This window comes from Cellulophaga baltica 18, from assembly GCF_000468615.2.
Classification (GTDB): Bacteria; Bacteroidota; Bacteroidia; order Flavobacteriales; family Flavobacteriaceae; genus Cellulophaga; species Cellulophaga baltica.
The window spans coordinates 1,401,993-1,417,787 of record NZ_CP009976.1 but is presented as its reverse complement, the minus strand read 5'-3'; the positions used below and the strand labels follow the sequence as shown (position 1 = coordinate 1,417,787).

Annotated in this window: 11 protein-coding genes; 3 read left to right on the top strand and 8 right to left on the bottom strand. The window is 36.0% G+C overall.

The genetic code is table 11. The features are described 5' to 3' along the window. Positions 1 to 163: 163 nt before the first annotated feature. The 6 genes from M666_RS05970 to M666_RS05945 form a co-directional block, all read right to left on the bottom strand. Positions 164 to 850, bottom strand: coding sequence for a GNAT family N-acetyltransferase (locus M666_RS05970; protein ID WP_029447359.1), 687 nt, complete (start codon positions 848 to 850; stop codon positions 164 to 166). Between the two features lie 84 nt (positions 851 to 934). Further along, positions 935 to 1,300, bottom strand: coding sequence for a hypothetical protein (locus M666_RS05965; protein ID WP_029447360.1), 366 nt, complete (start codon positions 1,298 to 1,300; stop codon positions 935 to 937). A 154-nt stretch (positions 1,301 to 1,454) separates the two neighbouring features. Continuing rightward, positions 1,455 to 2,159, bottom strand: a complete 705-nt coding sequence (locus M666_RS20470; RefSeq protein WP_029447361.1) for a hypothetical protein — start codon at positions 2,157 to 2,159, stop codon at positions 1,455 to 1,457. A gap of 197 nt (positions 2,160 to 2,356) precedes the next feature. Further along, entirely contained in the window at positions 2,357 to 3,772 is a 1,416-nt protein-coding gene (locus tag M666_RS05955; RefSeq protein WP_024482182.1) for a sensor histidine kinase, read from the bottom strand. A 116-nt stretch (positions 3,773 to 3,888) separates the two neighbouring features. Continuing rightward, positions 3,889 to 4,440, bottom strand: a complete 552-nt coding sequence (locus M666_RS05950; protein WP_024482183.1) for a CopD family protein — start codon at positions 4,438 to 4,440, stop codon at positions 3,889 to 3,891. Continuing rightward, positions 4,440 to 7,577 carry a WD40/YVTN/BNR-like repeat-containing protein gene (locus M666_RS05945; RefSeq protein ID WP_029447362.1) on the bottom strand — a complete coding sequence of 1,046 codons (3,138 nt, stop codon included), beginning with the start codon at positions 7,575 to 7,577 and terminating at the stop codon, positions 4,440 to 4,442. The genes M666_RS05950 and M666_RS05945 overlap by 1 nt, the downstream gene beginning before the upstream one ends. A gap of 152 nt (positions 7,578 to 7,729) precedes the next feature. On the opposite strand from M666_RS05945, the gene M666_RS05940 reads away from it, so the two are divergent. Next, positions 7,730 to 8,548: an EcsC family protein gene (locus tag M666_RS05940; protein ID WP_029447363.1), complete on the top strand. Its 819-nt coding sequence runs from the start codon at positions 7,730 to 7,732 to the stop codon at positions 8,546 to 8,548. Between the two features lie 3 nt (positions 8,549 to 8,551). On the opposite strand, the gene M666_RS05935 is transcribed toward M666_RS05940, so the two are convergent. Together M666_RS05935 and hemH are read right to left on the bottom strand one after the other, a co-directional pair. Further along, entirely contained in the window at positions 8,552 to 9,928 is a 1,377-nt protein-coding gene (locus tag M666_RS05935) for an MATE family efflux transporter (RefSeq protein WP_029447364.1), read from the bottom strand. Continuing rightward, the gene (gene hemH / locus M666_RS05930; protein WP_029447365.1) at positions 9,928 to 10,959 is read right to left on the bottom strand and encodes a ferrochelatase; all 1,032 of its coding nucleotides are present in this window, start codon (positions 10,957 to 10,959) and stop codon (positions 9,928 to 9,930) included. Before hemH ends, M666_RS05935 begins: the two co-directional genes overlap by 1 nt. Before the next feature lie 178 nt (positions 10,960 to 11,137). Here hemH and M666_RS05925 point away from each other — a divergent pair, with 178 nt between their 5' ends. Together M666_RS05925 and M666_RS05920 are read left to right on the top strand one after the other, a co-directional pair. Further along, positions 11,138 to 12,208, top strand: coding sequence for a mechanosensitive ion channel family protein (locus M666_RS05925; protein ID WP_029447366.1), 1,071 nt, complete (start codon positions 11,138 to 11,140; stop codon positions 12,206 to 12,208). A gap of 56 nt (positions 12,209 to 12,264) precedes the next feature. Then, entirely contained in the window at positions 12,265 to 15,774 is a 3,510-nt protein-coding gene (locus M666_RS05920; protein WP_029447367.1) for a TraB/GumN family protein, read from the top strand. Positions 15,775 to 15,795: the final 21 nt, after the last annotated feature.

The following is a 15,795-nucleotide window of genomic DNA, read 5'->3' as shown; positions in this document are numbered from 1 at the left end:
CTAACGCAAGTGTCCTAAAAATATTCTATTATAAAGTAGCCTAAAGTTTCAAAAAAAAGGTTCCGAATATTACATCCCAAACATTTTGCCATAATAAGATTCTCAGAATCAAATTATTATGCAGTATCTGAGGTAATTTGAAATAATGTATTTGCTATTTTTTTTATTTAAGGGAAAAATGCCACCAATTCATATCCCGTGTTAACTGATACCCTAATTTTTCATACAAGGGTATTGCCGCATTCCCTTTTGTAGTGTGTAGAATGGGTTTCTTATTATTTTTTAAAATTTGCTGAGTTACATGGTATACCAATTGCTTAGCCAACCCTCTTCGTCCGTAGTCTGAATGTGTTACTACTGCGCTTACCTCTACGAAATCATCGGTTTGCATGCGCTGCCCAGTAACGGACACTAATTTACCTTCTTTAAATATCCCGTAATATTCGCCCATTTCAAAGGTTCTTTTGCGGTAATATCCTGGCATTACAAGCCATACTAAATTATAAATATCCTCCATATCATCCTCTGTAAGGCGCACTATCGTTTCAGTTATTGGCGTTTCAATCAAAGAATTAAGTACCATTTGACAGCCTTCTATTTTTCGATTTAAAATAATATGATTGCTATCATAGGTAGGAATATCAAATTCAGAAACCAGAAAGAAACTATCACACGATTTCGCATAGGCATTTAAGGCTTCGGCTGTGTTGGCAGCATCTGTAAAGGCCCCAAACGGACAAACTTCTGGATCATAAAACTTAACTCCGTTATATGTAACCGATAATTTCTCATGTGCTTCACTAAGTGCAAACCACACCGGATTCTTCAACGTTTCTTTAAAATGACTCATGATAAGAACAAATAAGAAACAAATATAGGTATAGCAGAAAACACTTTAGTCTCACTATACCTATACTTCGCTTAAGAAATAGAATTATTTCTTTGCATTCCAATTTTTAATTTCGGTATGGATTTCTTTTGGTGTACGCTGTCTTCGCTTCGCTAAGTTTTCTATTATGGTATTGAAACTTCCTTTTTCATATTGAGTTTCAGATTCTAATATATCTGGATAGTGCGCCAAGTACTCATCGCGTACTGCTAACCACTGTTCTTCTAAATCAAAATCTAGGATTGATGCTTCTACTCCACCATTATTAACAGGCTGCGCCACATCTTCTCCTAAATTATTAGTAGATTCTTTATCCTCTAATGGTTGATCTAAACTATGGTTTTGCTGCACCGTATTATCTAGGCCACCGTATTTTCTGTCTTTATGTTGATTTTTATTTTCTGTGATCATCTGTTTCTATTTTAATTCTTAGAAATTAAAATTACAAAATGATGACACCGCTACTTGCTCTATCGGGTTTATAACTACCCTAAAAGCGTATGGATTGGCAACTAGCGGCTCTCCTTGTGATAAAGCATAAGGATTTACTCATGCATGTGCTTAGCTACCAACCACCAATTTTCTTACGTTCTGCTTGTTGTTCTTTTGTAGCTTCTGGCGTAGGTATATTGCTTGGATATAAGGGTTTAGGAAAACCTTCTGCCTTTCTGCGTTCAAAATCTTGCAACCTGTATTCATCAAAAGCAGTGCCTGGGGGTAAGGGTCTGTTTTTATCCATATACCAATTCATAAAACACCAATCTTCCAAAATATCTGCACCCATAACATCTGTACTTGTAAAACCATTAGGATGTAATAGTGATAGCATAGGTGCCGTAGAATTTTTAACGGACCATGCTACTAAGCAATCTTCAAAAGGCATGGTGAAAGGTTTGAAATAAAAATAATTTGGGAACGTAATCATCCCATTCATTCTATCTAAAATTAGTTCTTTTTTTGGGTGCCTGTAATCATAAAAAATAAACAGAATTCCAATTAAAAATAAAAGAAAGGATGAAAAAAAATTTATTTCTTCACCCACAGAAAATCTTAAAATGGTAGTAAATAATAATAATCCACAAAGTAGAAATCCAAAATATTTATAAATATCACTTCCTAGAGCTTCATTTTTTATAAAAAACTGATCATCTACTCGAATATAATATTCAGGGTTATTTGCCTCTTCTTTTTTTATGCGTCTAGTAATATCCCTGTCCACACAATGGGGTAAATAGCCACCATGTTTACCATATCTTTTTTTTATTTTCATTTTATGACTATTTAAAAAGCCCTTAGCCCGCTTACCGCTGCTGATCTCAATTACTAATTTTAAGCTTACTGTTGTTCTTCCACTTCAACATCCTCCACCCTGCGGGCACTCCCTTCAAAGGGGGAATTGTAGGTATTGAAAATGTATTTTGTAGTGAATAGAAAAATTAAGAAGCTTCATATATACTTAGGTATAAATTACACTATCCTAGGGAATTTCACCGTAAAAACAGTTCCTTTTCCCGGTTGCGAGGTAAGGTCAATAGACCCATTATAGGTTTCCACAATGGTTTTAACCATGCCTAAACCAAGACCCATTCCGCTAGATTTAGTCGTAAATTTTGGTTCAAAGATTTTTTCTTTAAACTCATCTTCTATCCCAATACCATTATCTGCTACAGCAATTTTTACATAATTACCTTCTGAAGATACGGTTACCAATATTCTTGGATCTACAACGTCTGGAACAGCTTGGATGGCATTTTTAACCAAATTAGTAAGCACTCTAATTAATTGCGTACGGTCTAGTTTAGCGATAATCTCTTCTTCATCGGCAATAAAATGAATATAGTTTTCATTAAATATATCTAAACCTAACTTCACAATTTTCACCACATTAAGGGTTTCATTTTGCTGTGCAGGCATTTCGGCAAAATTGGAAAATGCCCCAGCAATACTGCTCATGGTATCTATTTGCTGAATTAATGTTTTTGAGTATTCCGTTAGCTTAGACCTAACGTCAGGATCTTCAGGATCAAACTTACGTTCAAAGCTCTGCACGGTTAAACGCATTGGCGTAAGCGGATTTTTAATTTCATGTGCCACTTGCTTTGCCATTTCTCGCCATGCTTGCTCCCGTTCACTTTTTGCTAATTTTACAGCGCTAATCTCTAGTTCATCAATCATCGCATTATAGGCATTAATTAATTTCCCGATCTCTTCTGATGGATTACCGACACTAATTCTTTTATTCTGTTTGGTTAAGAATGTGGCATTCATCTTATCAGAAACGGTCTGTAAAGATCTGGTGATGTATTTTGAGATGATGTAGGATAAAAGAATTGCTATCAACAACATAAAAACATAAACACCTCCTAAACGCAATAAGAACTCTTTTAATTCGTGATCATTAAAAGAATTGTCTTCAAAATACGGCAGATTTAAAATCCCAATAGGCTTAAACTTACCATCTGTAATATAGGTGTATGAAGCTTGATATTTATCTCCTGCTGCAGATTTCTCTTCTAAATACCTAGAGTTTACGCTATTCTTAAGGTTATTTAAAACCTCTGGCGTTAAGCACATCGATATCGAATCGTTTTGGAATTTAGATTTTGGCCTAGAGCTTCTTATGAGTCCGCCTTCTAAATCATAAATATTGAAATTTACATTCAGCACATCGGCAATTTGATAAATTTCATCTTTGAAAATAAGATCTAAATTGTCTGTTGTAGGGACGTAGGTAGTACGCTGTAATGTATAGCGTATATTTTCTTTGATTTGCTCCTCTTTACGCTCTAAACGATCTTCATGGTAATCTTTAGATTGTTCCCCATATTGATAGATGGTAACCCCAGCAATTAGGACTGATGCCAATAACACCAAAACAATCATTGAAATAAAAATACGGGACCTGAGAGAAACTTTATTGAACACGCTTTATTGTTTGAATTTGCTGAATTTTAAAGGTAACAATAATCACACCAAAAGGCTTTTAAGGTCAAAACCAATTAAGCATCTGGATTTTTAGCTCTAATACGTTTGTATAATTTAATACCCAACATAAGTAATACCCCTAAAGCTATAATTCCTACAACGCCATAAACCCAACTAATCGTACTTTTTAAGACCACTAAAAAAACCACAGCAAATAAAATAATAGTAGCACCCTCATTCCAAATACGCATAAAGTTAGACGTATACCTTATATCGTCGCGCTGTAATTGTTTAAAAATTTGGTGGTTTTTAAGATGATACAAAATAAGCAGTACTACAAAAGCCAGTTTCACATGCATCCATGGTTGTTGTAACCAAGCCGGAAGGAGCACTAGCAACCAAATTGCGAATACTATGGCTAAAATGGCCGAAGGCCAGGTAATGATATACCATAGCCTTTTGGTCATTAATTTAAATTCTTTTGTTAAGATTTCTTTTTCTGGAGAAGGTCTTAAGGAAGCTTCTATATGATTTATAAATAGTCTTGGGACATAAAAAAGCCCTGCAAACCATGTGATTACAAAAATTAAATGCAATGCTTTTATATAACCGTATAGTTCTGTCATTATTCCTCTACAAATAAATAGTTAAGTTTTAGCTGATTGAATTCTTCATTAAACTGTTTCATCTCCTTACTTATCAGCGCATCAAAAGTACTTAATTGTGCTTTTATTTCGGCAGTCAATTCATTTTTAACTGCGATATCTTGCGCCGTAGGCGGAAAATCATCAATAGCTACCAAGCTATTTAAATGCCCAAGTTTATTGGTTAACTTAATTGGAAAGTTCAAAGGGTCTTGCCCGCTTCTGTTTTGCGTTTGATATAAGGCCTTTTCTACTTCGCCAAATTTCTCTTTCATTGCTTTAGCTTTCTCCAATAAAGCCTTTGTTTGCTCATTGCCTTTATATTGCTTTGAAAAAGCATCTAGCTGCTTCGTAATTGTTCTAATTTTTTCAATAGAGCTATGCGCTTTATCAATAGTAGCATTAATATCTGCTATAAAATTAAACTGTTCTTGCATAGCTGCTACTGAAGCTTCTGCTCTAGGATCTGGTAAAATTTTAAAGTCTTCCGTAGCTATTTTTCCATTCACCGATAGGCTTACTTTATAGGTTCCGGGAACTGCTTTTGCTCCGTCTAAATTAGCCCACCATAAAATCATCCCATCTAATTTCTTTGCTCCTTTTCCACGCGTATCCCAAACATGCGTATTCCCTCCTTTTTTAAGATCTAATTTTTGCTCTTTTTCTTTTGTTGTATTGGAAAAAGAAGCAAGGGTATCACCTTTCATACTCAAATAGGTTAAAGCAATACTATCTTTTTCATTTAAACTGTTTAAATAGAAATGTGTAATTACCCCGTTAGGATGGTTTTGGCCCGCAGTTTTAGATGGTTTTTTACTTGCACGCCCTTTTGTTCTGTAAGCGTCTTTAGGCTGAAATAAAATAGTCGCTTTATCTTTATCAGAAGTATTGAGTTGGTGCAGTACGGTTAAGTCGTCAATAATCCATAAGCTTCTACCCTGTGTGGCCACAATTAAATTATCATCCTTGATCGCTAAATCTGTAATAGGCACAATAGGCAAGTTCATTTGAAACGGATTCCAGTTGGCCCCATCATCAAAGGAAATATACATTCCTGTTTCCGTACCAGCATAGAGCAATCCTTTTCTTTTAGGATCTTCGCGCACTACTCTCGTGAAATGCTCTTCATCAATCCCGTTTGTAATTTTACGCCACGTTTTACCGTAATCTGTAGTTTTATATAAGTAAGGTTCAAAATCGCCCAATTTATATCGTGTTGCTGCAACATAGCATGTACCGGCATCAAATGCCGAAGGCTCAATGCTATTGATCATAGCCCATTCTGGCATATTCGCAGGAGTAACATTAGTCCAAGAAGTACCACCGTCTTTAGTGACATGCACCAAACCATCATCACTACCTACCCAAAGCAAGCCTTCTTTTAGCGGACTTTCATTAGCCGCAAAAATGGTACAGTAATATTCTACACTCGTATTATCTTGTGTTATGGGGCCACCACTAGAGCCTAGTTTCGTAGGATCATTTCTAGTCAAATCATCACTCAAAAGCGTCCAACTTTGTCCTTCATTTTCCGAAACATGCACATGGTTAGAAAAAGTATATAATTTTTTGGGATTATGCTTACTGAATATAATAGGGAAGTTCCATTGAAAACGATACTTCATGGCTTCGGCCCCAGCACCCATAGGATTATCTGGCCACACATTTATACCTCTTACCGTTTTTGTTTTATGATTAACACGCGTTAAAAAGCCATCATAACTACCTCCATACACAATATCATCATTGGTAGGATCTACGGCAATCCAAGCAGATTCTCCCCCTGCCGTTTCTTCCCAGTCATTTTCATCTATACTACGCCCATCACTTCTGTGATTGATGCGAAGTGTAGAATTATCTTGCTGCGCTGCATAAATCCGATAAGGAAAAGCGTTATCTGTTGTAACTCTATAAAATTGTGCGGTAGGTTGGTTGTAATAGGTACTCCATGTTTCACCGCCATCATAAGAAATTTGCGCACCACCATCATCTCCAATAATCATGCGATTAGAATTTTCTGGAGCAATCCAAAGATCATGATGATCACCATGCGGCGCATTAAACGTCGAGAATGATTTTCCGCCATCACTAGATTTATGGTAATTTACATTTAAAACATATACCACATCTTCATCTTCTGTATCCGCATAAAGACGCGTATAATACCAAGCACGTTGGCGTAATTTACGTTCATCATTAACTTGCGTCCATGTACTACCCGCATCATCGCTGCGGTACAAGCCACCTTTTTCCTTATTTTCTACAATGGCCCATACACGATCAGAATTTTTCGGTGAAACGGTTACGCCGATAATCCCTAAAGTATCTTTTGGGAAGCCTTCATTTTTAGAAATCTCTGTCCACGTCTCTCCACTGTCTGTACTTTTCCACAACGCAGAGCCATCACCACCACTACTTAAACTATAAGGTGTACGTTCTGCACGCCAAGTAGAAGCATACAAAATTCTAGGATTATTAGGATCAAATACCAGATCTACAGCTCCTGCTTGCTCATTAACAAAAAGTGTTTTTTTCCAATTTTTACCACCGTCTATACTTTTGTAGATACCCCGTTCTTGTGTTGGTTTATAAATATTACCTAAAACCGCTGCGTAAACAATATCAGAATTGGTTGGATGCACCCGGAGTCTAGGCACGTGCCTACTTTTTTCAAGGCCTACAGAGACCCATGTTTTTCCTGCATTTTCAGTTTTCCAAACGCCGTATCCAGAAGATACATTACCGCGAAGTGTTTTTTCACCACCTCCTACATAAATCACATTTGGGTCGCTTTTAGAAACCTCAATAGCCCCAATGCTCCCTCCAAAAAAGCCATCAGAAATATTCTCCCATTCCCGACCCCCATTTGTCGTTTTCCATACACCACCACCTGTTGCTCCAAAATAAAACAAATTTGGTTGCCCTGGAACGCCGGTTACGGCAGCAGAACGCCCCCCACGAAACGGCCCCAACAATCTATATTCTAAGCTAGAATACAAAGTCTCTGGAATTTGAATAGTAGCTTGTTTTGATTTTTTGTTTTTTTGTGCCAAGGCCGTAAGCGGCAGTACACAAAGTAATAGCAGGATCATGCTATTTTTGAGGTAGTTGGTTTTCATTGTATGTTCATTGAAATTAGTCGTTTCTAAATTAAGGAGATTTGAACGTAACTGAAAATATAATTTCCTTTATCGGTAACAAGACCGCTAAAAGATGTAACAATTGTGTACTTTTCACTACCTATATACTACATTAATAAATTACTGAACACATGTCAAAACTTATATCAAACCCTAAACTCACGGAAAACGATTTAAAGATTTTAACCAAGGCTAAGCAGCAGATGGAAGAAATTGGATGGGCCATGAAAGGATTAAATAGTGTTGGAAATATCATTCAAAATAAGGTAGAGCTGCTGCCACAAAAACAGCAAAAATGGTTACAAGAAGCAAGTTATAAGACCTTACAAAAAGTAGTTAAAACCAACTTGCTCTCTATGAAAACAAATAAGCCACTAACAACCCCATTGAATAACACCTATAAAGCACTCGTTACTTCTTCAGGTATTTTAGGAGGCACTTTTGGCATCGTTGCTTTTTCTGCAGATTTAGCGGTTGCTACTAAATTTATGATGCGTTCCATTATGGATATTGCTCGTAGCGAGGGTGAAGACCTTACGGAGTTAGACACACAACTTGCCTGCTTACAGGTTTTTGCATTAGGAGGAAAAAGCACACATGATGACCACCTTGAAACGGGATATTATGCCACCCGAATTACCCTAAACTCTACAATAAAAGGCGCAACAAGTGGCGCTGGAAAATTAGTAGGCGGAATGTTAAAGGGAAGTTCTAATCCGTTGTTACAAATTTTAGGAGCTATTGCCTCCCGATTTAGCATACAAGTTTCTGAAAAGTTTGTAGCGCAAGCCATTCCTGTCTTGGGCGCTGCAGGTGGTGGTGCTATAAATTTAGCCTTCATTCATCATTTTCAACGCATGGCGCATGCACATTTTGCTATCCGAAAGTTAGAACGTACATACGGCGAAGAACTAATTAGACAATCTTATGAGGAAATTACCATCAGCTAAAAACTAGCTCAATTCTCGTTTCATCTCTTTTCTTAAGTAGTATCCCGTGATCACAGTGGCCAAGACATCTGCTATAGGAAACGCAAGCCACACGCCTAATTCACCTAGATAATTAGGTAAAATTATAATTAACGGTATAAAAAAGAAACCTTGCCTTGTTAAGGTTAACAAAAGCGCAGGAATAGCTTTCCCGATTGCCTGAAAATAGGCAGCACCAATTAATTGTAAGGCGATAATTGGCGTTGCAGCAAATACCAAACGCATGGCCGTTGGCGTATGTTCTAAAACATAAGCATTAACAGCCAACTCACTAGCTGGAATACCCTCTTTAGAACTTAAAAATAAGGACGCTATCTCTCCCGGAAATATCATTAGACCAACAAACACAACGCTTGCCATAATAGCAGCATATTTAATGGCCGTGACAATACTCTCTCGTACCCTTTGGTATTTTTTTGCACCATAATTGAATCCGGCAATAGGTAAAAAACCTTGTGTTACTCCAAATACTGGGAACAGCGCAAACATCAGCATTCTACCTATTATAGCATAAACAGCTACCATAGCTTCTCCTCCTAAACCAAACAGTATATTATTCATTAATAAATAAACGATACTGGTAGTCGCCTGTCTTGCTAAGGTTACAAAACCTAGCGAACTGATTTCCTTTAAAACTGGAAAATCAAATTTTAAATGATGCCACCCAATTTTTAGTTCTGAATTTTTTGAAATAAAGAAATACAATACATAGGAAAAGCATAATAAATACCCAATGGTCGTAGCCCAAGCAGCACCGGCCATTCCCCAATCAAAAATGTAGATAAAAACATAATCCATCACTAAATTTCCGATAGATGGTATGATCATGGCAATCATGGCAAATTTAGGCTTCCCTTCTGCCCTAATCACGGTATTCCCCATCATACAAAGTGCCAAAAAAGGAACTCCGTATAACACAATCGTATAGTAAATTTTTGCGGGTTCAAAAATACTGCCTTTACCACCAAAGGCCGGGATAATGGCGTCTACATACGTTAACCCCAGTATAACCATACCGATAGTTATAAAAAGTGTTAACGCTATTTGATTCCCAAATGTTTTTAAGGCTTTTTCTTTATGATTACTCCCTAAAGCCCTAGAAATTATACTGGATCCGCCGATACCCACAGACATTCCGAGAGCTGCGATAAAGAATGAAACAGGTAATACTACATTAATAGCAGCAATTGCAATAGACCCAATCCAATTACCTACAAAAATAGAATCTACCAGAACATTAAGAGACATCACCAAAATACCAATAGAGGCAGGTACGGCTTGCTTGATAAGTAATTTACCTATAGGTTCTGATCCTAATTGATCTGCAGATACATTTGCCATTATGCTGGCAGTTTATCTGTTTTTTCCCAGTCTTTTAACCATGCTGCCATAACTGACACCCATGAATCATCATCATTTAAGCAGGGAATATGTTTATAGGTATCACCGCCTGCTTCCTGAAACTGTTCTTTCCCTTCCATAGCAATCTCTTCAAGAGTCTCTAAACAATCGGATACGAAGGCTGGTGTAATAACCGCCAGGCGCTTCTTCCCTTCTTTAGGAAAACGCTCAAACTCAAAATCGGTGTAGGGTTTTAACCATGGATCATTAGGCAGCCTAGACTGAAAAGATACACTAACTTTATCTTCTGGTAAGCCTAAGTATTTTTTTACACTTTCTGTGGTATCGTAACACTGATGGCGGTAGCAAGTGTGGTGTGCTACCGAATTTGTTTGACAACAGCTACCGTCTATTTTACAATGAAATTTTGTTGGATCTGATTTACGGATATGGCGCTCTGGAATACCATGGTATGAAAATAAAATATGATCGTACTCAAAGCCTTCTAAATGTTTGGCGATATTTTCTGAAAGCACCTTTATATATTCTGGATTTTTATAAAAAGCGGGTAAGGTGGTGATCTTCATTTCAGGAAAATACGCGTCCTTTACCTCCATTGTTTTAACCACCACTGTTTCAAAAGAAGACATGGCATAATGAGGATAAAGCGGCACTAAAATTACATCATCTACGCCTTTTTCTTTCAGTTCCTGCATTGCGTTTTTAATTGTCATCTTACCATATCGCATACCAAGAGCTACGGGCATTTGAATTTGCTTACTTACTTTTTCTGCAAATCTTTCCGAAATAACAACTAGAGGTGAGCCTTCTTCCCACCATATTTTGGCATACGCTTCAGCAGATTTTTTAGGTCTTGTTTGAAGAATAATTCCTCGTACAATAATGTTTCTAAGAATATTATTAACATCAATTACTCTTTCATCCATCAAAAACTCGTCTAAATACGGCTTAACATCTTTAGCCGTAGGACTTTCTGGTGAACCCAAATTAACCAATAAAACGCCTTTCATAATTTTAATTTTTCTTTTTCAGACCACAAAAATACTACATGCTGATTTCAAATCCTTTAAAACCACCAATTAGTTTATTTATGATATTATAGTTAAATTCAATTTTCACATCGATTTAACACCAAAAAAGTATCATTTTCTTATGTTGCAAGACCCGTAAATTAAACCTAAAACAATTATGCTTAAAAACTTATTAGAAAAGCCAAACGCCTTAGTGTATATAGTTGTTGCCATTTTAAGTCTATTTGCGTTACAATACATCACCGTTAAAATATTACGCCAATTTGGCAAGAACCCTAAATACCTGTTAGACCGACAGAGTATTTCGAGAATTACGAAACCCATATTTCTTCTTTTTATAGGTATTCTAATTCGGATTAAGGTTATTCATCAAAACCTTGGCATAAGTGAAGTAACCTTTGTGCTTCAAAAATTGAGTACTCTTCTCATAATTTTTGCCATTACGTGGCTGCTCATTGCCAGTATCAGAATTATCAAGAAAAAAGTAATTGAAAACTATGACGTTAGCGCATCGAACAACCTAAGAGCACGAAAAATATATACCCAGTTTAATATTTTAGAGCGAATTGTGATTTTCTTATTAATCATCTTTGCAGTTGGCATTGCTCTGATGAGCTTTGATAGCATTCGCGAAATTGGAGTAAGTATTTTTGCTTCAGCAGGAGTTGCAGGAATTATTCTTGGTTTTTCTGCTCAAAAGATGCTCGCTAGCATTTTAGCAGGAATTCAAATTGCCATAGCACAACCCATAAAAATTGATGATGTTGTTATAGTAGAAGGTGAGTGGGGCCGCATTGAAGAAATTACACTTACCTATGTGGTTGTCAACATTTGGGACAAAAGACGATTAATTGTCCCAACCACCTATTTCATTGAAAAGCCTTTTCAGAATTGGACCAAAACATCCTCAGATATTTTAGGAACTGTATTCTTATACACAGACTATAATGTGCCATTTGATGAAATGAGGGCAGAGCTTACCAAAATACTGCATAGTACGGAGTTATGGGATGGCGAAGTGAACGTATTGCAAGTAACAGACTCTAAAGAACACACGGTAGAAATTAGGGCTTTGATGAGCGCCAAAGACTCTCCTACTGCATGGGATTTACGTGTATTAGTCAGAGAGAAACTTATTTCATTTTTACAAAAAAACTATCCGGATAGCCTACCGCATACCCGCGTCATTTTAAAAAATTTAAACGACTCAAAAATACAAACGGAATAGTACCGTTATAAGTAGTAACCACAACGCTTACAAACCTTTTTAAACCAAAATTATCAATGCGTTTATTCTTTAGTCTACTATTTGTTATCTGCTATGTTACCTGCAATGCGCAAGAGAAAAATAGCCTTCTTTGGGAAATTTCTGGGAATGGCTTAAAACAAAGTTCGTATCTCTATGGCACCATGCACGTAAGCAAAAAAATTGCTTTTCGCTTAGATGACGTTTTTTACGAGGCTTTAAATAGTAGTGCGGTAATTGCCTTAGAATCAGACCCAAATACATGGTTAGAAAATGAAGACAGCATGGGTTTTGGCTTTGGAGAAAGCTTTATGGCAAAAGGGTTTTATACCAATGCGTTTAAAATTGACAATCCTCAAAAAGTAGAAATCTCAAGTTATTTAGGTTTTGAAGATCAGATGATTAACAACATCTTATACCGCTCTGATGGAACATCTCAAAATTTTGAAGAGGACACGTATTTAGATATGTTCATTTATCAGGCAGGGAAAAAATTTAATAAACCTGTGATCGCCTTAGAAGATCTTGAAGAATCTACAGCCCTTGTAGGCCGTGCGAGCTTTAACAGCCTAAAAGAAAAACCTGCAGAATGGCTTCAAAAGAAAATGCAACAACAAGAACCGTTGCAACTATTACAGGATGCGTATAGAGAACGAAACATTAATTTATTAGATTCTATTGATAAAGGCATGTACACCCCGTATTATTTGGAAAATATGCTGTACACAAGGAATAGCAACATGGCTACCAAATTAGATTCTCTCATTACCTATTCTAAAGTATTTGCAGGCATTGGCGCAGCTCATTTACCCGGGGAACATGGTGTTATTGCTTTGTTGCGTAAAAAAGGATACACGGTAAAAGCTCTTACTTCTAAAACGAGCTCTAAGGGAACTACATTAAAAGAAGAATTTGAAGACAAAATCAAAGAAAATAACTATATATACCAATCGGTAGATGATTCTTTATTCTCAGTATCGCTGCCTAATAAGCTATACCCAATAGCCGAGTTCTCTAATACGTTCTACGTCTCGCCAGATTTAGCCAACGGAAGTTTCTTTACAGTAAATAGAATTCCTACGTACTCTTATTTGAAAAAAGACGACCTCTACAGTATAGAAGATATTGACCAGCTCTTATTTGAAAATATACCCGGGAAAATTGTATCGAAAAGCAGAATTTCCAAAAATGGCTTTAAAGGAATTGATGTAAAGAATCTTTTAAAAAATGGCGAACACCAGCGGTACCAGATTTTTGTGACTCCTTTAGAGATCATCATTTTTAAAATGGGTGGTCAAGGTACTTTTGTACAGCAGTATTCTGATACAATATTCAATAGCTTACAATTTAAAACAATCACTAATACTATGAAGAAGGTTTCTTCTGTTTATGATGATTTTGAAGTAGCAATGCCCTCTAATTACACGTTTACCAATACCAAAAGAACTGGCAATAGATTTATACAAGGCGTAGATCTTAAAAATAATACCTATCGGTTTCTAAAAAAAGCTACGCTTCATGACTACAATTACATTGAAGAGGACAGTTTTGAATTGAAACAAATTCAACATCGTTTCTATCAGAACTTAGAACTAGAAGGAACTTATAAAAACTTTACCAATAACAGTTTAAAATCTTTTGCCGCAACCGATACTTTAAGTGGAGAAAAACTTCACTTAATGACAAAAATTAAGGGTGATGAATATTATTTATTGGGAATCTTAACTACAAAAGATGAAGACGCTGCTAGTTACTTTGATTCTTTTAAAATTAAACCTACTATATATAAAGAAACCTTTTCTAAAGTAAAAGATACCGCACTGTTTTTTACTACCGTTACTTCTATAAAGCCTCCCCTATTTGTAGTGAACAGTAATGGCTACAATAAAAAGGAGATTAAACCTTACAATGCATACACTAAAAGAAGCGTTTATCAGAACAAAAATAATGAAGCCATTACTGTTCAGTTAAATAAATCGCATGATTTTTTAATGTTTAGCAGTATTGACTCCGTTTGGTCTTTACGAAAAAAACTATACGCCCATAAAAAATTTAATACCCGTCATGAAAAAATCACCCATGGTGAAAATGGATATAGTGAATTTGAGATAACTTTAACCGATACTGCAAGTACACGAGGCATCTTAATCAAGAATATTCTTAAAGGGGGAGCTTTATATGAAATGCAAGCTGTGGTAGACACTGTTAGTAAACCCAGCAAGTTCATCCGTGAATTTTTTGACAATTTCAAACCTTTAGATACCATTCTAGGGAAAGATATTTTAGCAGATAAAACCAATCAGTTTTTTAAAGCTTTAAGAAATAATGATAGCATTGTAATCAATGGCTATCCTTTTATTCAATTTGAGAAAAAGCATATTGATTCACTGAAGAATATTATAACCGAATTTCATTTCAAAGAAAGTCAGAAAAACATCCAGAGTTACTTAATAGAACGACTAGCAGCCATTGATGAATCTGAAACCATTGATTTTTATACTAATTTTTATCAAAAATCTTACAACAACTCTTCTTCTCAGACTAAAGTGCTACAGGCTATAACAAAAAAAAGCACTACGGAATCTGCCGAGCAGCTTTTAGAGCTGATGGCGGTAGACCTCCCATTAGTTTCTAGTTCTTATGAAATTTATCAAATATTTAAACCTTATATGGACAGCTTGCCACTAGCCAAAAAGCTATATCCTGAAATTTTAGACTATAGTGCTATTGAAGAATACAAATCATCAATATTTTCTCTTTTAGCTAAATTGAAGGCAGAGGGCTTGGTAAAACCAAGCAGCTATAAAAAATACCGCAAGCAAATGTTGAATGATGCCAAAATTCAACTTAAAAGGGAATTAGGAAAAAACAGCAAAAGAAATACCAATCAGTATTATGATAATTTATACGTCAGTTCTAAAAGCTCTGTCTTAGAAGACTATGTACAGCTACTACATCCTTTTTCCAAAGAAAAAGATGTGCAGTTGTTTTTTGAAAAGTTAGACTTATTGGAAGATGCAGACATACAAACCACTAAAGCTGCACTTTTAGCCCATACACCTAATGCTATAAATAATGAAGCACTCCATGAGCTAGCAGAAAATATGGAGAGTAGAAATTTATTATTCACCAAATTAAAGGCAGTAGAAAAACTATCTTTATTCCCTTCTCCATACAAAACTCAAAAACACTTAGCCGAAGCACAATTATTTGATAGAAAGAATATTGACAAAGAGAAAGACTCTGTCTTATTTATTGCTAAAAAAGAAATAACCTACCGAGACAAAGCCTATGTTGGATATCTGTTTAAACACAGTGATGGTAGTGATTACGACAAGAATTTTAAAATGTATATAGCTGTATACGAACTTAGCGATCAATTAAAAGCGAAGCCATTTTATAAAAATAGCGGCTACCGTATTGAGGATACGGACACCGACCAGGAAATTGCAGACGTTGTGATAGAAGAGTTTCTTTTAAGAGAGCGCCCAAGAGCCGAAGTGTACAGACCCAACCAAGGAAATAACTTTGGTTATTATGATTATTAAAAATACTTATCTTTAAAGCCC

Excerpts from the sequence above, each read along its gene's own strand:
- M666_RS05970 (WP_029447359.1), bottom strand. The coding sequence starts at position 850 with ATGAGTCATTTTAAAGAAACGTTGAAGAATCCGGTGTGGTTTGCACTT.
- M666_RS05965 (WP_029447360.1), bottom strand. The coding sequence starts at position 1,300 with ATGATCACAGAAAATAAAAATCAACATAAAGACAGAAAATACGGTGGC.
- M666_RS20470 (WP_029447361.1), bottom strand. The coding sequence starts at position 2,159 with ATGAAAATAAAAAAAAGATATGGTAAACATGGTGGCTATTTACCCCAT.
- M666_RS05955 (WP_024482182.1), bottom strand. The coding sequence starts at position 3,772 with ATGATTGTTTTGGTGTTATTGGCATCAGTCCTAATTGCTGGGGTTACC.
- M666_RS05950 (WP_024482183.1), bottom strand. The coding sequence starts at position 4,440 with ATGACAGAACTATACGGTTATATAAAAGCATTGCATTTAATTTTTGTA.
- M666_RS05945 (WP_029447362.1), bottom strand. The coding sequence starts at position 7,577 with ATGAAAACCAACTACCTCAAAAATAGCATGATCCTGCTATTACTTTGT.
- M666_RS05940 (WP_029447363.1), top strand. The coding sequence starts at position 7,730 with ATGTCAAAACTTATATCAAACCCTAAACTCACGGAAAACGATTTAAAG.
- M666_RS05935 (WP_029447364.1), bottom strand. The coding sequence starts at position 9,928 with ATGGCAAATGTATCTGCAGATCAATTAGGATCAGAACCTATAGGTAAA.
- hemH (WP_029447365.1), bottom strand. The coding sequence starts at position 10,959 with ATGAAAGGCGTTTTATTGGTTAATTTGGGTTCACCAGAAAGTCCTACG.
- M666_RS05925 (WP_029447366.1), top strand. The coding sequence starts at position 11,138 with ATGCTTAAAAACTTATTAGAAAAGCCAAACGCCTTAGTGTATATAGTT.
- M666_RS05920 (WP_029447367.1), top strand. The coding sequence starts at position 12,265 with ATGCGTTTATTCTTTAGTCTACTATTTGTTATCTGCTATGTTACCTGC.